This is a genomic window from Azospirillum lipoferum 4B (genome assembly GCF_000283655.1).
In the GTDB taxonomy this organism is placed as follows: domain Bacteria; phylum Pseudomonadota; class Alphaproteobacteria; order Azospirillales; family Azospirillaceae; genus Azospirillum; species Azospirillum lipoferum_C.
The window spans coordinates 80403-102266 of record NC_016622.1 but is presented as its reverse complement, the minus strand read 5'-3'; the positions used below and the strand labels follow the sequence as shown (position 1 = coordinate 102266).

Annotated in this window: 15 protein-coding genes; 5 read left to right on the top strand and 10 right to left on the bottom strand. The window is 62.5% G+C overall.

What is annotated here, in order from left to right:
* Positions 1-59: 59 nt before the first annotated feature.
* Positions 60-1787 carry a DUF3369 domain-containing protein gene (locus tag AZOLI_RS00470; protein ID WP_014246597.1) on the top strand — a complete coding sequence of 576 codons (1728 nt, stop codon included), beginning with the start codon at positions 60-62 and terminating at the stop codon, positions 1785-1787.
* 30 nt (positions 1788-1817) lie between these two features.
* Here AZOLI_RS00470 and AZOLI_RS00465 read toward each other — a convergent pair whose 3' ends face one another.
* The 6 genes from AZOLI_RS00465 to AZOLI_RS00440 form a co-directional block, all read right to left on the bottom strand.
* A complete protein-coding gene (locus AZOLI_RS00465; protein WP_014246596.1) occupies positions 1818-2171 on the bottom strand; it encodes a response regulator in 354 nt (117 codons plus the stop codon).
* Positions 2172-2603: 432 nt separating this feature from the next.
* Entirely contained in the window at positions 2604-5015 is a 2412-nt protein-coding gene (gene pheT / locus AZOLI_RS00460) for a phenylalanine--tRNA ligase subunit beta (RefSeq protein WP_014246594.1), read from the bottom strand.
* Between the two features lie 12 nt (positions 5016-5027).
* Positions 5028-6095, bottom strand: a complete 1068-nt coding sequence (gene pheS, locus AZOLI_RS00455; protein ID WP_014246593.1) for a phenylalanine--tRNA ligase subunit alpha — start codon at positions 6093-6095, stop codon at positions 5028-5030.
* Positions 6096-6231: 136 nt separating this feature from the next.
* Positions 6232-6603: a 50S ribosomal protein L20 gene (gene rplT / locus AZOLI_RS00450; protein ID WP_012975157.1), complete on the bottom strand. Its 372-nt coding sequence runs from the start codon at positions 6601-6603 to the stop codon at positions 6232-6234.
* Between the two features lie 35 nt (positions 6604-6638).
* A complete protein-coding gene (gene rpmI, locus AZOLI_RS00445; RefSeq protein WP_012975158.1) occupies positions 6639-6839 on the bottom strand; it encodes a 50S ribosomal protein L35 in 201 nt (66 codons plus the stop codon).
* Positions 6840-11478: 4639 nt separating this feature from the next.
* On the bottom strand, positions 11479-12435 hold the full coding sequence (locus tag AZOLI_RS00440) for a tyrosine-type recombinase/integrase (RefSeq protein WP_044549372.1): 957 nt from the start codon (positions 12433-12435) through the stop codon (positions 11479-11481).
* A 467-nt stretch (positions 12436-12902) separates the two neighbouring features.
* On the opposite strand from AZOLI_RS00440, the gene AZOLI_RS00435 reads away from it, so the two are divergent.
* The 3 genes from AZOLI_RS00435 (at position 12903) to AZOLI_RS30865 (ending at position 16392) form a co-directional block, all read left to right on the top strand.
* The gene (locus AZOLI_RS00435) at positions 12903-13691 is read left to right on the top strand and encodes a class I SAM-dependent methyltransferase (protein ID WP_044550231.1); all 789 of its coding nucleotides are present in this window, start codon (positions 12903-12905) and stop codon (positions 13689-13691) included.
* Between the two features lie 6 nt (positions 13692-13697).
* Positions 13698-15236 (top strand): 2-polyprenylphenol 6-hydroxylase, encoded by a 1539-nt coding sequence (ubiB, locus tag AZOLI_RS00430; RefSeq protein WP_014246586.1) that lies wholly within the window; start codon positions 13698-13700, stop codon positions 15234-15236.
* 89 nt (positions 15237-15325) lie between these two features.
* Positions 15326-16392, top strand: a protein-coding gene (locus AZOLI_RS30865) for an IS630-like element ISAli3 family transposase (RefSeq protein ID WP_076611116.1) whose coding sequence is annotated in 2 segments (ribosomal slippage) — positions 15326-15812 and positions 15812-16392 — 1068 coding nt in all. Because the reading frame shifts where the segments join, the coding sequence is not laid out codon by codon here.
* A gap of 18 nt (positions 16393-16410) precedes the next feature.
* Here AZOLI_RS30865 and AZOLI_RS00415 read toward each other — a convergent pair.
* The gene (locus AZOLI_RS00415) at positions 16411-17337 is read right to left on the bottom strand and encodes a 2-hydroxyacid dehydrogenase (protein ID WP_014246585.1); all 927 of its coding nucleotides are present in this window, start codon (positions 17335-17337) and stop codon (positions 16411-16413) included.
* A 78-nt stretch (positions 17338-17415) separates the two neighbouring features.
* On the opposite strand from AZOLI_RS00415, the gene AZOLI_RS00410 reads away from it, so the two are divergent.
* Positions 17416-18087, top strand: coding sequence for a pseudouridine synthase (locus tag AZOLI_RS00410; RefSeq protein WP_014246584.1), 672 nt, complete (start codon positions 17416-17418; stop codon positions 18085-18087).
* On the opposite strand, the gene AZOLI_RS00405 is transcribed toward AZOLI_RS00410, so the two are convergent.
* The 3 genes from AZOLI_RS00405 to AZOLI_RS00395 form a co-directional block, all read right to left on the bottom strand.
* The gene (locus AZOLI_RS00405; RefSeq protein ID WP_014246583.1) at positions 18029-19849 is read right to left on the bottom strand and encodes an acyl-CoA dehydrogenase C-terminal domain-containing protein; all 1821 of its coding nucleotides are present in this window, start codon (positions 19847-19849) and stop codon (positions 18029-18031) included. The two genes, AZOLI_RS00410 and AZOLI_RS00405, sit on opposite strands and share 59 nt — an antisense overlap.
* A 37-nt stretch (positions 19850-19886) precedes the next feature.
* Complete coding sequence (locus AZOLI_RS00400) at positions 19887-20813, bottom strand: electron transfer flavoprotein subunit alpha/FixB family protein (RefSeq protein ID WP_014246582.1); 927 nt, start codon at positions 20811-20813, stop codon at positions 19887-19889.
* 188 nt (positions 20814-21001) lie between these two features.
* Positions 21002-21751, bottom strand: coding sequence for an electron transfer flavoprotein subunit beta/FixA family protein (locus AZOLI_RS00395; RefSeq protein WP_014246581.1), 750 nt, complete (start codon positions 21749-21751; stop codon positions 21002-21004).
* Positions 21752-21864 lie beyond the last annotated feature (113 nt).

The following is a 21864-nucleotide window of genomic DNA, read 5'->3' as shown; positions in this document are numbered from 1 at the left end:
ATCTGCACCAGACGGGCCGGCCGCGCCCTCCCTCATGACCCCTTCACGAACGAAGAGCCATGACCAACGCCGACCCGACCCGACCTGAAGACGACGCGAAGCCCGATCCGCCCCAGCCGGATCCCCGGTCCATGCCGGAGACTGGCGACGAGGATCTGGTGTTCCTCGACGATGCGGCTCCCGGCGCCGGTCCATCGGAAGATCAGGAGGACCCCGGCAGCCGCTGGACCATGCTGATCGTCGATGACGAGCCGGAGGTCCATTCGATCACCAAGCTCGTCCTGTCCGACTTCGCCTACAAGGGACGCAAGGCGCGCTTCCTGTCGGCCCATTCGGCGGCGGAGGCCCGGCTGATCCTGGCGCGGGAAAGCGACATTGCGCTCATCCTGCTGGATGTGGTGATGGAAACGGAGGATGCCGGCCTGCGGCTGGTCCACCACATCCGCGAGGAGCTGCAGAACCGCAATGTCCGCATCATCCTGCGCACCGGCCAGCCGGGACAGGCGCCGGAACGCGCGGTGATCCTCGATTACGACATCAACGACTACAAGGCGAAGACCCAGCTGACCGCCCAGCAGCTGTTCACCACCACGGTCGCGGCGCTGCGCTCCTACGAGGACATCGTGGCGATCGACGCGAACCGCCGCGGCCTGGAGAAGATCATCGAGGCGTCGTCGTCGCTGTTCCGCGCCCGCTCCATGAAGCTGTTCGCCGCGGGCGTGCTGACTCAGCTGTCGGGCCTGCTGGGCATCGGGCCCGACGCGATCCTCTGCATGCAGCGCGGCAGGAGCGGAAACGGGGCTGGAGTCGGAGGCTGCTGCGACGGTCTCTATGTGCTGGCCGGTTCCGGCCGCTTCGAGGATCTCATCAACGAACCCGCCGCCGGCCATGTCGATCCTGCGGTGCTGGATGCGGTGACCGCCTGCCTGGAAAAGCGGACGCACCTCTATGGCGGCGACCACTGCACGCTCTATATCCGCACGCCGCACGACCGTGAGACGGTGGTCTATCTGCGCTCCAACCGGCCGCTGTCGGAGCTGGACCGCAGGCTGATCGAGGTGTTCTGCGGCAAGATCTCCGTCGGGTTCGACAACCTGCACCATTACGAGCAGCTCTACCGGGCGCAGCAGGGCACGCTGGCGGCGCTGGCCGATCTGGCCGAGCGGGGGCGCGGCGCACTCGGCCTGGACGGGCGGGCGGCGGAGACGGTGGAGGGCGGCCGATTCAGCCGGTCGCTGCGCATCGCGGCGATCACCGAACGCATCGCCCGCCGCCTGCATGCCGACGGGCTGTTTCCCGAGTCGCTGGACGACTCGACGCTGGAGATCATCGGGCTGGCGGCGATCCTGCACGACATCGGCAATGCAGCGGTGGATCCGGGAATCCTGGAGAAGCCCGGTCCCCTCGACCCGGCGGAACGCAGCGCCATGCAGTCCCACACGCTGGCCGGCGCCACCCTGCTGAACCAGGCGAGCCATCTGGCCGACGGACCGACCCACCTGCATCTGGGGGCGGCGGTGGCGCGCTGGCATCACGAGAATTGGGACGGTACCGGCTATCCCGACGGGCGCACCGGGACGGCGATCCCGCTGTGCGCCCGCATCGTCGCGGTCGCCGACGCCTTCGACGCGATGACACGCGACCGCCCCTATCGCAAGGCGCTGTCCCGGGAAGACTCGGTGGCGGAGATCAGGCGGCTTGCCGGGCTGCGCTTCGACCCGGCGGTGGTCGATGCCTTTCTGGCGGTGCTGCCGGACATCGACCGGACGGCTCCGGCGGCTCGTTAGGAACCCGCCTTCATCGGACGGCCACCTTCCTCAGGGACGGCAAAGCGCTTCCACCGCCGCGCGCAGCGGACCGACCTGCACCGGCTTCAGCAGCAGTTGGCAGCCCATCAGTTCGGCCTCGTCCCGCCGTTCGGGGGTGCTGTCGCCGGTCAGTATGATGGCCGGGATCGGCTGCCCGGTTTCGGTGCGGACGCGCTCCACCACCTCGCGCCCGGTCCGGCCGGCCGGCAGGTAGTGGTCGGCGATGATCAGGTTGGGCGTCCTGGTCAAGCCGCCGAGTTGCGCCTCCAGGGCGGCGGCGCTGACCGCGGTCATCACCTCGTACCCCCAGCCGTCCAGCAGGATCGCCAGCCCTTCAACGATCGACCGGTCATCGTCGACCACAATGATAAGTGGTTTAACCGACGCCGGTTTGTTTGCTTGATCGTCCTTCGGCTCAGCCATTGGTTACCCCAGCTTCATCATCAGCATTATGTCTGCCACCGAACACATCCGGGCAATGGAATCGTTGCCTGTGCCATAGAGGTGACATCGGTCCAATCGCAGGCCTTCCGCAGACAAATTGTCCGTCGACCCGATCTTTCCACGGAACGCTACGGTTTCGTCAAACATTGAATTGCAACGAACAGTGCCACGGTCTTTCCTTACCGAAAGCACCCGGGATTTCTCAATCAGCGATTCATCATATGCTTGTATGATCGGGTAGCAGAGTAGCGACTCTCAATGAGTTTTTCCGCTACACAAAAAAGACCCCCCGGCGACGCAGGGGGGTCTTGGCATTGCTCAGTCCGCTATTCAATCGAAAGGTGCGGCAGCTTAGGTGCGCAAGCTACCTCCGGTGGCTTTGACCACGGCCGCGACGATCTTCTGGCCGACCGCCTCGATCGCCTCGTCGGTCAGGGTGGCGGTGGTCGGCTGATAGGTGACCGAGACGGCGACCGACTTGCGTCCCTCGCCCACGCCGGGACCTTCATACACGTCGAAGACCGCGACATCCTTGACCAGCGCCTTGTCGGCGCCCTTGACGGCGCGGAGGATCTTGTCGGCCTCCACCTTGCGGTCGACGACGAAGGCGAAGTCGCGCTCCACCGGCTGGAAGGCGGACAGCTGGACCATCGGCTTGGCGGTGCCGCCCTTCTTCTTGGGCAACGGCACGGCGTCCAGCATCACCTCGAAGCCGACGACCGGCCCCTTGACGCCCAGCGTCTCCAGCACCGACGGGTGGATCTCGCCGAAGCGGGCCATCACCGTGGGGCCGAGCCGCAGAACGCCGGAGCGGCCGGGGTGGTACCAGCCCGGCGCGTCGGTGGTGACCTGCAGGTTGGCCGCCGGGGCGCCGACCGCCTCCAGCACCGCCAGCGCATCGGCCTTGGCGTCGAACACATCGACGGCGCGGGCCTTCTCCGCCCAGTGGCGCGGCACCGCCGCCCCGGCGCGGATGCCGGCGGCGACGGTATCCTGCCCGTCCGGCGCAGGGGTGCGGAAGGCCGCCCCGACCTCGAACAGCCGCACGTCGGCGAAGCCGCGGTCGGCATTCCGCCCGGCGGCCTGGATCAGGTTGGGCAGGACCGACGGGCGCATGACGTCCAGGTCGCTGCTGATCGGGTTGACCAGCCGCAGGCCGAGCTCGCCGCCGCCGAACAGCTCGGCGACCGGGCCGGACAGGAAGGACCAGGTCACCGCTTCCGACAGGCCGCGGGCGGCCAGCGTGCGCTTGGCCAGCGCGACGCGGCGCTGCTTCAGCGTCAGGGCCGGGCGGGTCAGCACCGTTTCGCGCGGCAGCGGAGTCGCCGGGATGGCGTCGAAGCCATGGACGCGCAGCACCTCCTCGACCAGATCGGCCTCGCCATGGACATCGGCACGCCAGGACGGGACGCCGACGACCAGCCGGCCCTCCGCATCCTCGCCCTCAAGGGTGAAGCCCAGATCGGTCAGGATCTGCACCTGACGCTCGCGCGGCAGCTCGACGCCGCCCAGCGCGGCGACACAGCCCGGACGCAGGGTCAGGCTGCGCTTCCAGTTCGGCTCGGCCCCGGCGACCACCAGGTCCGACGGCTCGCCGCCGCAGAGTTCCAGGATCAGGCGGGTGGCGCGCTCCATGCCGGCGAAGACCGCCGCCGGATCGACGCCGCGCTCGAAGCGGTAGCGCGCATCGGAGTCGATGCCCAGCCGGCGGCCGGTCTGCGCCGTGCGCACCGGGTCGAACAGCGCCGCCTCGACGAAGACGTTGACGGTGGCCTCGGTGCAGCCGGTCGGCTCGCCGCCGACGATGCCGGCCAGAGCCTCCGCCCGTTCGTCGTCGGCCACCACGGTCATGGCGCCGTCCAGCGCATAGTCCTTGCCGTTCAGCGCCGCCAGCGTCTCGCCCTCGCGGCCCATGCGGACGGTGATGTTGCCCTTCACCGTGTCGGCATCGAAGACGTGCAGCGGACGGGCGGCGTCGAAGGTCAGGTAGTTGGTGATGTCGACCAGCGCCGAGATCGGGCGCAGGCCGATGGACACCAGCTTGTCCTGCAGCCACTTCGGCGACGGGCCGTTCTTCACGCCGCGGATGTAGCGGCCGACGAACAGCGGGCAGGCCTCGGGCGCTGCGATGCTCACGCCGATCGGGCTGGCGAAGCGGCCCTCCACCGGGGTGGTGTCGAGATGCCCGGCGGTCAGCGGCTTCAGCGTGCCCATGCCGGCAGCGGCGAGGTCGCGAGCAATGCCGCGCACGCCGGCGCAATCGGCGCGGTCGGGCGTCAGGTTGATGTCGATAACCGGGTCGTTCAGCCCGGCATAGTCGGCGAAGCCGGCGCCGACGGGAGCGTCGTCCGGCAGCTCGATGATGCCCTCATGCTCGTCCGACAGCTTCAGCTCGCGCTTGGAGCACATCATGCCGTTCGACTCGACGCCGCGGATGACGCCCTTCTTCAGCGTGATGTCGGATCCCGGGACATAGGTCCCCTCCGGGGCGAAGACGCCCTTCATGCCGGCGCGCGCATTGGGGGCGCCGCAGACCACCTGCAGGGTGCCGGCGCCGGTATCGACCATCAGCACGCGCAGCTTGTCGGCGTCCGGATGCTTCTCGGCCGAGACGACATGGGCGACGCGGAAGGGCGCCAGTTCCTTCGACCGGTCATGAACGCCTTCCACCTCAAGGCCGAGGGCGGTCAGCTTCTCCGTGATCTGGTCGAGCGAGGCGTCGGTCTCCAGATGGTCCTTCAGCCAGGACAGCGTGAACTTCATGGGTCCGGCTCCTTAGCGCGTCAGGCCGTGGGCGATGTTGGGAATGTCGAGCGAGGCGAAGCCGTAATGCTTCAGCCAGCGCAGGTCGGCTTCGAAGAAGGTGCGCAGGTCGGGGATGCCGTATTTCAGCATGGCGACGCGCTCCACCCCCATGCCGAAGGCGAAGCCCTGGTAGCGGGTGCTGTCGATGCCGCAGGCTTCCAGCACGTTCGGGTGGACCATGCCGCAGCCGAGGATTTCCAGCCAGTCGCCGTAATTGCCCAGCTTCAGCTCGCCGCCCTTGCGCGAGCAGCCGATATCGACCTCCGCCGACGGTTCGGTGAAGGGGAAGAAGCTGGGGCGGAAGCGCAGCGGCAGGTCGTCCACATCGAAGAAGGCGCGGCAGAACTCCACGAGGCAGCCCTTCAGGTGCCCCATGTTGGTCGCCTCGTCGATGACCAGCCCCTCGATCTGGTGGAACATCGGGGTGTGGGTCATGTCGTAGTCGGAGCGGTAGGTCCGCCCCGGCGCGACGATGCGGATCGGCGGCTTGTTGTTCAGCATGGTGCGGACCTGCACCGGGCTGGTGTGGGTGCGCAGCAGCATCTTCTTGTCACCCGAATCAGGCAGATAGAAGGTGTCGTGCATGTCGCGCGCCGGGTGGCCGGGCGGGAAGTTCAGGGCGGTGAAGTTGTGGAAATCGTCCTCGATGTCCGGCCCTTCGGCGACCGAGAAGCCCATCTCGGCGAAGATGGCGATCATCTCGTCCATCGTCTGGCTGATCGGGTGGATGCGCCCTTCCGTCTCGGGGCGGACCGGCAGGGTCACGTCGACCCGCTCGGCCTCCAGCCGCGCCTTCAGATGGGCGGCGGCGAGGTCGGCCTTGCGCGCGTCGATGGCGGCGGCGATCTCGTCCTTCAGCGCGTTCAGCGCCTGACCGCGCTCCTTGCGCTCATCGGGGGTGAGGGCCCCCAGCTCCTTCATGAAGCCGGTGATGCGCCCCTTCTTGCCGAGCGCGGAGACCCGCACCTCGTCCAGCGCCGAGAGGTCGGCGGCGGCGTTGACCTGCGACAGAAGTTCGTCTTTCAGCGCGTCGAGCATGGCGGTTCCCGGCAAGCGTGGGGAAGAAAACGGTGCAAAAAGAAAAAGGGAGCCGGCCCAGCGGCCCGGCTCCCTTCTCTTACAACTGACGCCGTGACGGCAAGCGTTCCCTGACTTCGAGGAAACGCGAGGCGCGTTACGCGGCGGCCTTGGAGGCGAGCGCGGCCTGGGCCTTGTCCACCAGGGTCTTGAAGGCCTCCGGCTCGCGCGCGGCCAGATCGGACAGGACCTTGCGGTCGATCTCGATGCCGGCCAGCTTGATGCCGTTGATGAAGCGCGAGTAGGTCAGGCCGTACTGACGGACGCCGGCGTTGATGCGCTGGATCCACAGGCCGCGGAAATCGCGCTTCTTGTTGCGACGGTCGCGGTAGGCGTAACGAAGCGCCTTTTCGACCTTCTCGATCGCAATGCGGAAATTCTTGGAATTGCGACCCCGGTAGCCCTTGGCGAGCTTCAGGATCTTGCGGTGACGGGCGTGCGTCGTGACGCCGCGCTTAACACGAGCCATGGTTCAGTCCTTCCGAATTCTATGATGTGCCGAGATCAGGCGTTGCGCAGCCAGTTCTTCAGCACCGTGCGGGCGTTGGAGTCGCACAGGGTCATCATGCCGCGCGCGTTGCGCTTCATGTTCGGGGACTTCTGTTCCAGGCAGTGGCGCTTGTAGGCGGCCTGAGCGCGAACCTTACCCGTGGCGGTCACCTTGAAGCGCTTCTTGGCGCCGCTCTTCGTCTTCAGCTTGGGCATTTTCGTTTCCTAGAGGGAAATGAGGCGGAATTCCATCGGACGGTTGGGCATGCCCTGAGCCATACGGCCCAGCCTCGCCGCCCGTGGAAGGATGCGCTTATACGCGCGGGGACGGCGGGATGCAAGGGGGATGTGGGGGTGGGTGTTTGTTGAAGTCTGCGAAAACTCCAGGCAGCGCGCGCGGGGGCATGGATGACGGAAAGCCGATCTGTTTGGAGGAGCGCACCTACCAAGGGATGCAGATCCCAGAGACATATTGTCGCTTGAGAATATGCCAAATTTCTGGCAGCCTACCAGAGGGCGATGCGCTTCGGCGCATTGTGTTCATCAACACTCTAGACGATAACTAGGAATTATATAAGCAGGCAAACAGGCGAGGCCAATGCCCAATACAACACTGAACCAGCTTGCAATTTTTTCAGAAAACGAACTGGTAAAGGCAAACGAAATTCTATCGCGCCTCGACCCCAAAAGATTTCATCGAGAACGTTGAATGCGGGCTCTATATTCTGGAAAAACATTCTTAGTGAGGAGAGCGTAAGGCACCTTATTGAAAAATTGAGAGAGAATGAACTTAATGATGACCTGCTTATTCCGCAATTCGCCGGGATACTGGCGGATAAGGAAAGGTTTATATCAAATGTGCTAAAATATAGGATTAGCGTATGCGATCAGGGGATTGGTCCTCAAGATTATTTCAAGCAGCTCGAAACGTTAGAGATACTATGCCAATTACGCAATGCTTTGTCATCAGATAACTTTGAACTGCACATTCAGTCAGGATACTTACTTGATGAGTTCTCACTTGCGGATGTTGCTCAAAATTGCATGAACCCTGCAAGAAATCCTTACCTTTCTTTAATTAAGAGAGACATCATACCGGCTATTATGAGCTACTCTCCCGATGTGCTATTTCTGACTGGCCGGATATCATTGTTTAATGCCGCTATTGCAAATATAGTAAAAAGCTCCTCCCTTAACACACACATATCTTATACTCAGCACTCAACCGAGTACTATTCTATATCCAAAATGCTGAGTTGCATTCTGATGGCCTAATTATAAAATTTCCCTCAAGCCCGGTTGAAATTAGCTACAAGGAGTTCGTAGATATACTGCATGATCTACAACCATATTTTGCTCATATACATGATTATTTCGCATTGTCAACAATCAGCATGCATTTCGGCGATCAATCGGCGGCATACGAGTATCTATTAAGAGGCCTCCTTCACAGTATTATGCGGCGTGATTTCCGCATGTTGAGATATTATTGTAAGCTTGCCTCATTCAAGAAATGTTTTACTCCTGATAGGGTCTATGATATACACATAGACCCAGGGAGTAAGTGTTATTGGAACAAATGCGCATTTTGCGGCATAAATAAAAAGTACACCTCTGAGGATATTGACCAAATCCGGCGCTACCTAATTGACAACCCGTTTGGTCAATCGCAAATTCATGTGACTGTGAGCACGTCAATTCCCTATCAGGATATTTATCTCACTGCAATAACATTAGACCATATTAATTATACACTTACTAAGTACCTGCCAAACTCATCTAATTACATAACAATTAGGCACAATTCACCTATAACAATTGAAATATTTGCCAGCGACACACTGAACCAGCTCGCCGAATCCGGCCTCAGGGAGCTGCGACTTGGTCTGGAATCGGCTTCACAAAGCGTCTCACGAATCCAGGATGTCATTCTTAAGCACAACAAAATCAAAAGAGTAAAGATAGAGAATAGCTTGAAGGAATTGAAGTTTCAGAGAGAACTCGCCGGGGCTAACGACACAGCCGTATTCCCTAAGAGCAAAGGATCTGCACGCAAGAACCAATTAAGTCCGATAAATACCGTTTCGACCCCGAAAAAGAGTCGGAAAATAAGGGATAACGCTTCAATCAATGAAATATCAGAAAATATCGAAACAATCACCCACGTCATAAGCTCAGATAAAGAAATAAGCGGAGATCTCCGAGAGATGACTGTAGTTAATGAGCGCCGCCGCGTAAATAGTAACAAATAATTGATTATGAACTAGCATTATCGTGCTTATGTAACGCTTAAAAAAATAATTTTGATGGACTCGACTGCAGAATCCATCGAACCAATCCCATATAAGGCTGGTGCCGTCTACATCTCTTATAGACCCAGTAGTCTACTACAGATTAAGTGAAACGATTCGAAACACACTGACCTGGAAGAGCCAAAGGACAGTGAATTCAAAAATTGAGGCATCTGGCCGTAGTCAGATAATACTCAATAATAATCTCGTATTTTTGAGAAAACAAGACGGTAGTTATATCGCGTATAACTGGGATAATCATCATTATATGGAGGGCGACGAAACATTACGAAATATTATCGAAGAATGGAGGAATCCTCTTCAATTGGATTTTGGATTGGCTAACATCTGCCAAAAATACGGCATGCATGAAGATGATGTCAGATCATATCTTGCAAAAATGCTTAAATACCATCATCTAGTGATACAGCAATAACTAAGACGCTGGTCAGACTGTTTTGGACATTTCGTCCAACGTAGCAATGGAGATACTGTTATGAAAAAGGTGCCTTCAAGAAAAGTGATAACCTTCAGTGAGGAAACTGTAAGTGTGTCGCCCTCCATATAATGATGATTATCCCAGTTATACGCGATATAACTACCGTCTTGTTTTCTCAAAAATACGAGATTATTATTGAGTATTATCTGACTACGGCCAGATGCCTCAATTTTTGAATTCACTGTCCTTTGGCTCTTCCAGGTCAGTGTGTTTCGAATCGTTTCACTTAATCTGTAGTAGACTACTGGGTCTATAAGAGATGTAGACGGCACCAGCCTTATATGGGATTGGTTCGATGGATTCTGCAGTCGAGTCCATCAAAATTATTTTTTTAAGCGTTACATAAGCACGATAATGCTAGTTCATAATCAATTATTTGTTACTATTTACGCGGCGGCGCTCATTAACTACAGTCATCTCTCGGAGATCTCCGCTTATTTCTTTATCTGAGCTTATGACGTGGGTGATTGTTTCGATATTTTCTGATATTTCATTGATTGAAGCGTTATCCCTTATTTTCCGACTCTTTTTCGGGGTCGAAACGGTATTTATCGGACTTAATTGGTTCTTGCGTGCAGATCCTTTGCTCTTAGGGAATACGGCTGTGTCGTTAGCCCCGGCGAGTTCTCTCTGAAACTTCAATTCCTTCAAGCTATTCTCTATCTTTACTCTTTTGATTTTGTTGTGCTTAAGAATGACATCCTGGATTCGTGAGACGCTTTGTGAAGCCGATTCCAGACCAAGTCGCAGCTCCCTGAGGCCGGATTCGGCGAGCTGGTTCAGTGTGTCGCTGGCAAATATTTCAATTGTTATAGGTGAATTGTGCCTAATTGTTATGTAATTAGATGAGTTTGGCAGGTACTTAGTAAGTGTATAATTAATATGGTCTAATGTTATTGCAGTGAGATAAATATCCTGATAGGGAATTGACGTGCTCACAGTCACATGAATTTGCGATTGACCAAACGGGTTGTCAATTAGGTAGCGCCGGATTTGGTCAATATCCTCAGAGGTGTACTTTTTATTTATGCCGCAAAATGCGCATTTGTTCCAATAACACTTACTCCCTGGGTCTATGTGTATATCATAGACCCTATCAGGAGTAAAACATTTCTTGAATGAGGCAAGCTTACAATAATATCTCAACATGCGGAAATCACGCCGCATAATACTGTGAAGGAGGCCTCTTAATAGATACTCGTATGCCGCCGATTGATCGCCGAAATGCATGCTGATTGTTGACAATGCGAAATAATCATGTATATGAGCAAAATATGGTTGTAGATCATGCAGTATATCTACGAACTCCTTGTAGCTAATTTCAACCGGGCTTGAGGGAAATTTTATAATTAGGCCATCAGAATGCAACTCAGCATTTTGGATATAGAATAGTACTCGGTTGAGTGCTGAGTATAAGATATGTGTGTGTTAAGGGAGGAGCTTTTTACTATATTTGCAATAGCGGCATTAAACAATGATATCCGGCCAGTCAGAAATAGCACATCGGGAGAGTAGCTCATAATAGCCGGTATGATGTCTCTCTTAATTAAAGAAAGGTAAGGATTTCTTGCAGGGTTCATGCAATTTTGAGCAACATCCGCAAGTGAGAACTCATCAAGTAAGTATCCTGACTGAATGTGCAGTTCAAAGTTATCTGATGACAAAGCATTGCGTAATTGGCATAGTATCTCTAACGTTTCGAGCTGCTTGAAATAATCTTGAGGACCAATCCCCTGATCGCATACGCTAATCCTATATTTTAGCACATTTGATATAAACCTTTCCTTATCCGCCAGTATCCCGGCGAATTGCGGAATAAGCAGGTCATCATTAAGTTCATTCTCTCTCAATTTTTCAATAAGGTGCCTTACGCTCTCCTCACTAAGAATGTTTTTCCAGAATATAGAGCCCGCATTCAACGTTCTCGATGAAATCTTTTGGGGTCGAGGCGCGATAGAATTTCGTTTGCCTTTACCAGTTCGTTTTCTGAAAAAATTGCAAGCTGGTTCAGTGTTGTATTGGGCATTGGCCTCGCCTGTTTGCCTGCTTATATAATTCCTAGTTATCACCTCCCTCCCCTCATCCCCTCCGCTGCCTTTTCCACCGCCGCCCGTAGGCTGGCGTCGGTCACCGTCGTGTAGATTTCCGTCGTCGAAATGCTCTGGTGCCCCAGCAGGCGTTGGACGAACCGGATGTCCACGCCATTCTCCAGCAGCCGGGTCGCCGCCGTGTGGCGCAGCATGTGCGGAGTGACGCGGCGGGACAGTTGCGCATCCTCGCCAATTCCGCGAATCAGCAAGCGGAGATGCTGGGTCGATGCCGGCCCGCCCGTTCCCGTCATCAGGAACCGGTCATGGTCACGCCGCCGCGCGCCCGTCACACCCTGATAAGCCGTCACCAGCGCCGTCACCGCATCATCGGGCAGGAAGACCCGGCGCTGGCGGCTGCCCTTGCCGACGATGGTGATGACGCGGCCGGTCAGATCCACATCCTCCGCCCGCATGCCGGCCAGTTCACCCACGCGCAATCCCGTGGCCAGCAGAACCTCCACCGCCACCAGCGCCGTGAAGGCGTCATGGTCGGCCTTGCGGGCGGCACGCACTGCCTTGGTTTCGGTGATCCGGCCGGTAATCCCCGCCCCGGCAAAGGCAGCGGCCCGCAAGCGGCGCACCTCGTCGTCGGTCAGGTTGCGGGGCAGGCGGCGCGGCAGGCGGATGCGGGCGTCCAGCCGGTGGAAGGGGCTGATCTCGATCACCTCGTCCAGCTCAAGCCAGCGGAACATCACCTTCAGACAGGCGATCCGCCGCTTGACGCTGGTTTCCTTCAGCCGCCGCACCTCGAACAGGTGGCTGAGATAGCGGCGCAGCAGCGGGCGGTCGACGACCGCCACCGCTGTCGCGGGGCCGGCGAACCGCTCGAACTCGGCCAGATCGATGGTGTAGGCGCGCAGGCTGTGGGGCGACAGGTTCTTGGCGACCCGGCAATGGGTCAGGAATTCGGCGCAAGCTTCAGCAAGGGTCATGCCGATCCACCAGAGGCTCCCACCCACGGCCACCACAGCCACAGGAATACGGGCGTATGTTCTTCCCGGCAGTCAGTAGGCCAGCCCCTGGCCGATGGCAAGCACAGCCGGCGCCTTGGGGCTCTTCCGCCGAATGGACGGCGAAGCCGGACAGGCAGGAATTCTCCCCATCCTTTCCCGGTAGCCGACCCCATGGTAGGATTGATTACCTACGCCCCCCCCAGGAGGTCTCCACGGCGATGGAACATCACCGGGAAACTGTTTCATCCTGTTCCGCCACCCGGCAAACCGCCGGCTCACCGCCCGGCCGCGCCCGATGGAACAGTTTCCGAAACCTGTTCCACGCTGTTCCATCCCCGCCACCTCCCGACCAACGCCTCCATCCGCCCTACGCCATTCGCCGCAGCGCCTTCCGCACCGCACGCCCCCGCTGGCGCATGGCCCTTGCGCGCGCTATCTTCCCGGCCATGAGCGACCGCACCCCCCCATCCTCCGCCGACCCGCAAAAGCCCGTCTCCGGTGCCGAAGGCAACTGGTTCGGCTTCACCCCCGTCGATCCGTCCGCCAAGTCCGGGCTGGTCCGCGCCGTCTTCGACAGCGTGGCGACCAACTACGACCTGATGAACGACCTGATGTCGGGCGGCATCCATCGGCTGTGGAAGGACACGCTGATGGAAATGGTGGCGCCCAAGCCGGACATGACCCTGCTGGACGTGGCGGGCGGCACCGGCGACATCGCCTTCCGCTTCCTCAAGAAGGGCGGCGGGGCCGCGGTGGTCTGCGACATCACCGAGGCGATGGTCCGGGTGGGCCGCGACCGCGCGGTCGACCGCAACATCCTGTCCGGCGTGCAATGGACGGTCGGCGACGCGGAACGGCTCCCCATCGCCTCGCGCTCGGTCGACGCCTACACCATCGCCTTCGGCCTGCGCAACGTCACCCGCATCGACGAGGCGATCAAGGAGGCCCACCGCGTCCTGAAGCCCGGCGGCAAGTTCTATTGCCTGGAGTTCAGCCACGTCGTGCTGCCGGTGCTGCGTGAGCTGTACGACGTCTATTCCTTCCAGGTGCTGCCCTTCATGGGCCGCGTGGTGGCGAAGGACGAGGCAAGCTACCGCTATCTGGCCGAGAGCATCCGCCGCTTCCCGCAACAGGCCGATCTGGCCAAACGGATCGAGGCCGCCGGATTCGGTGCGGTGCGCGTGCGCAACCTGTCGGGCGGAATCGCCGCCATCCATTCCGGCTGGCGGATCTAAGACCCCGTGTTCCGCATCCTGCGCAACCTGATCCGAATGGCCGTGATCGGCCGGACGGTCGCCCGTCACGATGCCCTGCCCACCAGCCTGCTCGGCACCGCCCCCGGCCTGCTGTGGCTGTGGCGCCGCATCGCCCGCCGCGATGTGCCCGGCCGCGAGGGCGAGCGGCTGGCCCGCGCGCTGGCCGAACTCGGCCCCACCTACATCAAGCTGGGACAGCTTCTGTCCACCCGCTCCGATCTGGTCGGCGAGCGCATGGCCGTCGATCTGGCCGAGTTGCAGGACAAGCTGCCGCCCTTCCCCGGCCATCAGGCCCGCGCCATCATCGAGGCGGAGTTCGGCCAGCCGGTCCAGTCCCTGTTCCAGAGCTTCGACGACAAGCCGGTCGCCGCCGCCTCCATCGCGCAGGTGCATTTCGCCGTCACCGCCGATGGGCAGGAGGTGGCGGTCAAGGTGCTGCGTCCGGGGATCGAGCAGGCGTTCGAGCGCGACATCGACCTGTTCTACCGGCTGGCGAGCCTCGCCCAATGGGTGCTGCCCCGGCTGAAGCGGCTGCGCCTGACCGAGATTGTCGACACCTTCGCCCGCACTTCCCGCCTTGAGATGGACCTGCGGATGGAGGCGGCGGCGGCCTCGGAGCTGGCGTCGAACTTCAAGGACGATCCGACCTTCAACGTGCCGAAGGTCGATTGGGAGCGCACCGGCGGCCGGGTGCTGACGCTGGAGCGCATCCGCGGCTTCAAGGTGGACGAGCCGGCCCGCATCTCCGCCGCCGGCTTCGACCGCGACGAGATCCTGGCGATGGCCTCGGCCAGCTTCTTCAATCAGGTCTTCCGCGACGGCTTCTTCCACGCCGATTTGCATCCCGGCAACCTGTTCATCAACGAACAGGGCACCATCACCGCCGTCGATTTCGGCATCATGGGCCGGCTGGACCGCGAGACGCGCTATTACCTCGCCGACATGCTGATCGGCTTCCTGACCGGCGACTACCGCCGCGTCGCCATCGTGCATTTCGAGGCCGGCTACGTCCCGCGCCACCAGTCGATCGAGATTTTCACCCAGGCCTGCCGCGCCATCGGCGAGCCGTTGCAGAACAAGCCGCTGGCCGACATCTCGGTCGGCCGGCTGCTGGCCCAGCTCTTCGCCGTCACCGAACAGTTCGAGATGGAGACCCAGCCGCAGTTGCTGTTGCTGCAGAAGAGCATGCTGACCGCCGAGGGCGTCGGCCGGCTGCTGAACCCCAACATCAACATGTGGGAACTGGCCCGCCCGCTGATCGAAGAGTGGATGCGCGAAAATCGCGGGCCGGAGGCGCAGTTCATCGACGATGCCGGCGCCCTGCTCTCCACCGTCCGCCGCATCCCCGCCCTGGTCGGCGAGGCCGAACGGGTGACCCGCGACATCGCGGAGGGTGGTGTACGCCTGCACCCGCAGACCGTCCGCCAGATGCTGAACGGCTGGGAAACCCGCCGCCGCTCCGACCGCGCCGCCCTGTGGGTGATCGCGGCCCTGCTGGCGGTGATTGCGCTTCAGATGCTGTAATACCAGCGGCTTTGAAGTGTGACTCGTCACGGTGGATTCCCTTTTGGTCCGCCCTGTGATTCGCTGCCAGCTCTCGGAAGGAGGCGGGTATGGCGGCGATTGCGATCACGCGGCTGGAGCTGAGTTCAGCGGAGTTGCGCCAGCGGGCGGTGCGTTTTGGCGATCCGGATGTAGCGCGGCGCCTTCTCGCCCTAGCTCTGGTTTTGGAGGGGCGATCTCGCGAGGACGCCGCGCGGTCTTGCGGGATGGATCGGCAAACGTTGCGGGATTGGGTTCACCGCTACAACGCCCAAGGCGTGGCGGGGCTGCGGGATCGTAAGGCACCGGGAGCCAAGCCGAAGCTGTCGGCGGAGCAGGAAGCGGAGGTGGCGTCCTGGGTCCGCTCCGGTCCGGACCTCGCCGAGGATGGCGTGGTTCGGTGGCGGCGGTGCGATCTGGCCCGCAAGATCGAGCGCCGGTTCGGCGTGGTGCTGGCCGAGCGCAGCGTTGGCGGGCTGTTGCGCCGTCTGGGGTTCCGTCGCCTGTCGGTGCGCCCCCAGCATCCTCAGCAGGATGGCGAGGCGCTCGAGGCTCACAAAAAAACTTTGCCGCTCTGGTTGCCGGCGCCCTCCCCGACACCGCCCGCGGCAAGCCGCTGGAGCTCTGGTGGCAGGACGAAGCCCGGGTCGGCCAGCAAGGGACCCTGACCCGGGTGTGGGCCGCCAAGGGCAGCCGGCCACGCGCGCCCCGCGACCAGCGCCATAGCTGGGCCTACCTGTTCGGCGCCGTCTGCCCGAGCCGTGGCGCCGCCGCGGCCTTGGTCCTGCCCAAGGCCAACGCCGCGGCAATGACCCTGCACATGGCCGAGATCAGCGGCCAAGTGAGCGACGGCCACCATGCGGTGCTCATCCTCGACGGCGCAGGCTGGCACCAGCCGGGCGACAAGCTGGTCGTGCCCGAAAACATCAGCCTTCTGCATCTCCCGCCCTATTGCCCGGAACTCAATCCGGTCGAAAACATCTGGCAGTTCCTGCGACAGAACCACCTCAGCCATCGCGTCTTCGATTCCTATGCCGCCATCGTCGAGGCCTGCTGCGAGGCGTGGAACGCTCTCGCCCAGGCACCCGAAATCATTCGCTCAATCGCCTCACGCTCGTGGGCAGCGGTCAATGTCTAAAGCCGCTGGTATAAGGGCTCAATATCCCCGGCTGCGGTCCACCAGATTGGGCAGCGGCCGGCCCTCGCGCAGGGCCTTCACCGCATCGGCCACCTGCACGGCGCAGAGCGACGGGTGGGTGACGCCGGCGACATGGGGGGTGATGCGGACCTTCGGATGGCGCCAGAGCGGATGGTCCGCCGGCAGCGGCTCCGTCGCGAAGACGTCCAGGCTGGCGCCGCGCAGATGACCGCTCTCCAGCGCGTCGAGCAGGTCCGACTCGACCAGATGCCCGCCGCGCGCGGCATTGATGACCACCGCCCCCTTGGGCAGGGCGGCGAACAGCGCCGCATTCATGATGCCGCGGGTCTCGTCGGTCAGCGGCAGCAGGCAGACCAGCACATCGCACTGCGGCAGCATCGCCGCCAACCCGTCGGGACCGGAGAAGCTCTCAACCCCCTCGATGCTCTTGGGGCTGCGGCTCCAGCCCTTCAGGCGATAGTCCAGGGTCCGCAGCGTGCGGGCCGACGCCACCCCCAGCTCGCCGAGCCCCAGGAAACCGACGGTCACCTCGGAGGCCGGGCGATGGTCCCGCTGCTCCCAGCGCGCCTCGGCCTGGAAGGCGGCATACGCATCCATCAGCCGGTGCCAGTAGAGAACCTGATAGACCACATAGCCGGCCATATCGACCGTCAGTCCCTCCGACACCATCCGCACCAGCGGCACGTCGGGCAGGGTCGAGTCCTGCAGGATCGGTTCCACCCCGGCGCCCAGCGACACGATCAGCCGCAGGTTGGGCAGCGTCGCCAGCATGCCGGCCGGCGGCTTCCACACCACCGCCACCTCGATGTCGGCGACGTCGCCGGTCTCGGGCCAGACGCGCATCTCCAGGTCGGGAAGATGGCGGGCGATTTCCCGGCGCCAATCCTCGGCGCTGTCGCTGGCGGAGCAGAACAGAAGCGTCACGGCCGAACCCCTGCTATTAGGTCTGTGTTGGGGTGCGAACGATAGCGCCTTTCCCGAACCGCGCAAGGAAGCAAGCCCGTGCCCCGCCTGATCCTGCTGAACAAGCCCTATGGCGTGCTGCCGCAATTCACCGACGACCAGGGCCGCCCGACCCTGGCGGAGCTGGTGCCGGTGAAGGGCGTCTATGCCGCAGGTCGGCTCGACCGCGACAGCGAGGGGCTGCTGGCCTTGAGCGACGACGGACCGTTGATCGCCCGCATCGCGTCGCCGGCCAACAAGATGCCGAAGACCTATTGGGTGCAGGTGGAGGGCGTGCCGACCGACGAGGCGCTGGAGGCGCTACGCCGCGGCGTGACATTGAAGGACGGCCCCACCCTGCCGGCCGAGGTGCGGCGGATGGAGGAGCCGGAGGCGCTGTGGCCGCGCGACCCGCCGGTGCGCTACCGCGCCGCCATCCCCACCAGCTGGATCGCACTGACCTTGCGCGAGGGACGCAACCGGCAGGTCCGCCGCATGACCGCTGCGGTCGGTTTCCCCACCCTGCGGCTGATCCGCTGGTCGATTGGCGACTGGACGCTGGACGGGCTGGCGCCGGGGCAGTGGCGGGAGGTCCCCCAACCGCCCGCGACACCCCCAGCAGGGCCAAAGGCCACCCCCGGTTCAAAGCCACCAACCGGTAAGCGCGGCCCCGTCAAGCCGCGCCGAACAGCTGCTCCTCGCTCAGCGCCATCACGCTCGCGGAGCCGTTGACGACGGTCGCCCGCAGCGCCGCCGCCTTCGGCAGCACATGGGTGGCAAAGAAGCGGGCGGTCAGCGGCTTGGCCGACAGGAAAGCGGTGTCGGCATCGCCCTCCGCCAGCCGCTCCGCCGCCACCTTGGCGGCGCGGGCAAGCTGCCAGCCACCGGCGACCACGCCCATCAGCTCCAGCAGAGTCACCGACGCGGCGGCCGGCAGACGCGGGTCCTGCTTCGCCGCGGTCAGCACCCAGGCCACCGCCTGCTTGGCCTCATGCACCGCGGCGACCAGTTCGGCCCCGGTGACGCGCAAGGCGTCATCGGCATGGCCGGACAGCTCGCCGCCCAGCGCCGCGATCTCGTCGAGCAGGCCGTTGGCCGTCACCCCGCCGTCCCGCAGGATCTTGCGGTTGATCAGGTCGTTGGCCTGGATGGCGGTCGTGCCCTCATAGATCGTGGTGATGCGGGCGTCGCGCAGATGTTGGGCAGCCCCGGTTTCCTCGATGAAGCCCATGCCGCCATGAACCTGCACGCCGTCCGACGCCAGCTGCTGGCCGGTCTCGGTGCACCAGCCCTTGGCAATGGGGGTCAGCAGGTCGACCAGCAGGGCGGCCCGGCCGCGCGCCGCCTCGTCGGCATGGTGATGCGCCACGTCCACCGCGGCGGCGGCGGTGTAGAGGATGCCGCGCATCGCCTCGATCCGCGCCTTCATGCCCATTAGCAGGCGGCGGACGTCGGGATGGTTGACGATGCCCTTCGACTGCCCCTCGGTCCAGCCCAGCGGCTTGCCCTGCACGCGGTCGCGGGCATAGGCCAAAGCCTGCTGGTAGGCGCGCTCGGCGATCGACAGGCCCTGCATGGCCACGTTCAGCCGGGCGTGGTTCATCATGGTGAACATGTATTCCAGGCCGCGGTTCGGCTCGCCCACCAGGAAGCCGGTCGCCCCGCCCTCGTCGCCGAAGGACAGCACGGCGGTCGGGCTGCCGTGGATGCCCAGCTTGTGCTCCAGCGACACGCATTTCACCTGATTGCGGGCGCCCAGGCTGCCGTCGGCATTGACCAGGAATTTCGGCACGACGAACAGGCTGATGCCCTTCACGCCGGGAGGCGCATCGGGCAGGCGGGCCAGCACCAGATGGACGATGTTCTCCGTCAGGTCATGGTCGCCATAGGTGATGAAGATCTTCTGTCCGCTGACGAGGTAGTGGTCGCCGTTCGGCACCGCGCGCGACCGCGTGGCGGCAAGGTCGGACCCCGCCTGCGGCTCGGTGATGTTCATGGTGCCGGTCCACTCGCCCGAGATCATCTTGGGCAGGTAGATGTCCTTCAGCGACTCGGAGCCATAGAGTTGAACCGCGTTCACCGCCCCCTGGGTCAGCATCGGGCAGAGCGCGAAGGCCATGTTGGCGGAATGCCACATCTCCTGCACCGCGGTGTTCAGCAGGTTGGGCAGCCCCATGCCGCCACGCGCCGGATCGAAGGGCAGCCCGTTCCAGCCGCCCTCGACCAGCGCCTGCCACGCCGTCCCCCAGCCTTCCGCCGTGCGGGCGATGCCGTCGGCGTCGAGCCTGGCACCCTGGACATCGCCGATGCGGTTCAGCGGAGCCAGGACGTTCTCGGCGATCTTCGCCGCCTCGCCCAGGATGCTGTCCACCATGTCGGGGCTGGCATCCTCGAAACCCGGCAGAGCCGCCACGTCGGCCATGCCGGCGAGGTGGTCGAGGACGAAGCGGATCTCTTTCAACGGCGGGGTATAGGGGATCGCAGCGGCGGTCATGGGGGACCTCTTCGGGTAGCGGAGGAAATGAACGGGATCAGACGGCCTGCTGCAGCTCCGGCAGGGCCTTGAACAGGTCGGCGACGAGGCCGTAGTCGGCGACCTGGAAGATCGGGGCCTCCTCGTCCTTGTTGATGGCGACGATGATCTTGCTGTCCTTCATGCCGGCCAGATGCTGGATGGCGCCCGAGATGCCGACGGCGACATAGAGATCCGGCGCGACGATCTTGCCGGTCTGGCCGACCTGATAGTCGTTTGGCACGAAGCCCGCGTCCACGGCGGCGCGGCTGGCACCCACCGCCGCGCCCAGCTTGTCGGCGATGGCCTCCAGCAGATGGAAGTTGTCGCCCGACTGCATGCCGCGCCCGCCGGAAATGACGATACGGGCGGAGGTCAGTTCCGGCCGCTCCGACTTCGACAGCTCGGCCGAGACGAAGCTCGACAGGGCGGGGTTGGTGGCGACGGCGACGCTTTCCACCGGGGCGGCGTTGGTGGCGGCGGCGGCCTCGAAGGCGGTGGTGCGGACGGTGACGACCTTCACCGCGTCAGCCGACTGCACGGTGGCGATGGCGTTGCCGGCATAGATCGGCCGCTCGAAAATGTCGGCGGCGACCACGGCGGTGATTTCGGAGATCATCGCCACGTCGAGCAAGGCGGCGACTCGCGGCAGCACATTCTTGCCGACCGAGGTGGCGGCGGCGAGGAGATGGCTGTAGCCGGAAGCGAGCGAGACCAGCAATGCTGCAACCGGCTCGGCCAGGGCATGCTCGTAGGCTGCATCGTCGGCGAGCAGCACCTTGGCGACGCCGGCCAGCTTGGCGGCCTGCTCCGCGGCGGGGGCGGCATTGCGGCCGGCGACCAGGAGGTGGATGTCGGCGCCGAGCTTGGCAGCGGCGGTGACCGCATGGGCAGTGGCGGGCTTGATGCTGGCGTTGTCGTGGTCGGCGAGGATCAGGATGGGCATGGGGCGGGTCCTTGGTTGGCGGGTGGTGAGGTGTCTGCGTCGAGTGCCCCCTCCCCATCCCTCCCCCGCTTCGCGGGAGAGGGGGTAGGACGCTTGCGGGGGTGAGATCTATCCGCGGAACGGCGGCAGTTCCCTCCCCTGCGAAGCGGGGGAGGGTTAGGGAGGGGGCACCCCGATACGACCAGTCCTCAGATCACCCGCGCCTCGTTCTTCAGCTTGTCGACCAGGGTGGCGATATCCGGCACCTTGATGCCGGCCTGACGCTTGGCCGGCTCGGCGACCTTCACCGTCTTCAGCCGCGGCGTCACATCGACACCCAACGCATCCGGCGTGATCGTCTCCAGCGGCTTCTTCTTCGCCTTCATGATGTTGGGCAGCGAGGCATAGCGCGGCTCGTTGAGGCGCAGGTCGGCCGTTACCACCGCCGGCAGCTTCAGTTCCACCGTCTCCAGCCCGCCGTCGATCTCGCGCGTCACTGCGACCGCGCCGTCACCGGCCACGATCTTCGAGGCGAAGGTGCCCTGGCCCCAGCCGAGCAGAGCCGCCAGCATCTGGCCGGTCTGGTTGCAGTCGTCGTCGATGGCCTGCTTGCCGAGGATCACCATCCCCGGCGCCTCCTTCTCGACCAGTGCCTTCAGCAGCTTGGCGACGGCCAGCGGCTGGGTCTCCATATCGGTCTGCACCAGGATGGCGCGGTCGGCACCCATGGCGAGAGCGGTGCGCAGCGTCTCCTGCGCTTGGGCCGGACCGATGGAGACGACGACGATCTCGGTCGCCTTGCCGGCCTCCTTCAGGCGGACGGCCTCTTCGACGGCGATCTCATCGAACGGATTCATCGAGAACTTCACGTTGGAGGTCTCGACACCGGACTGGTCGGTCTTGACCCGGATCTTGACGTTGTAGTCGACGACGCGCTTCACGGCGCAGAGGATCTTCATGGCGCGGGTCCCCTAAGGATTGGGCAGCATGTGGGCATGAGGGAGCACTGGCCCCCTCCCCATCCCTCCCCCGCCCTCGGTCGGCCAAAGGCCGGTCCGATCGCGGGAGAGGG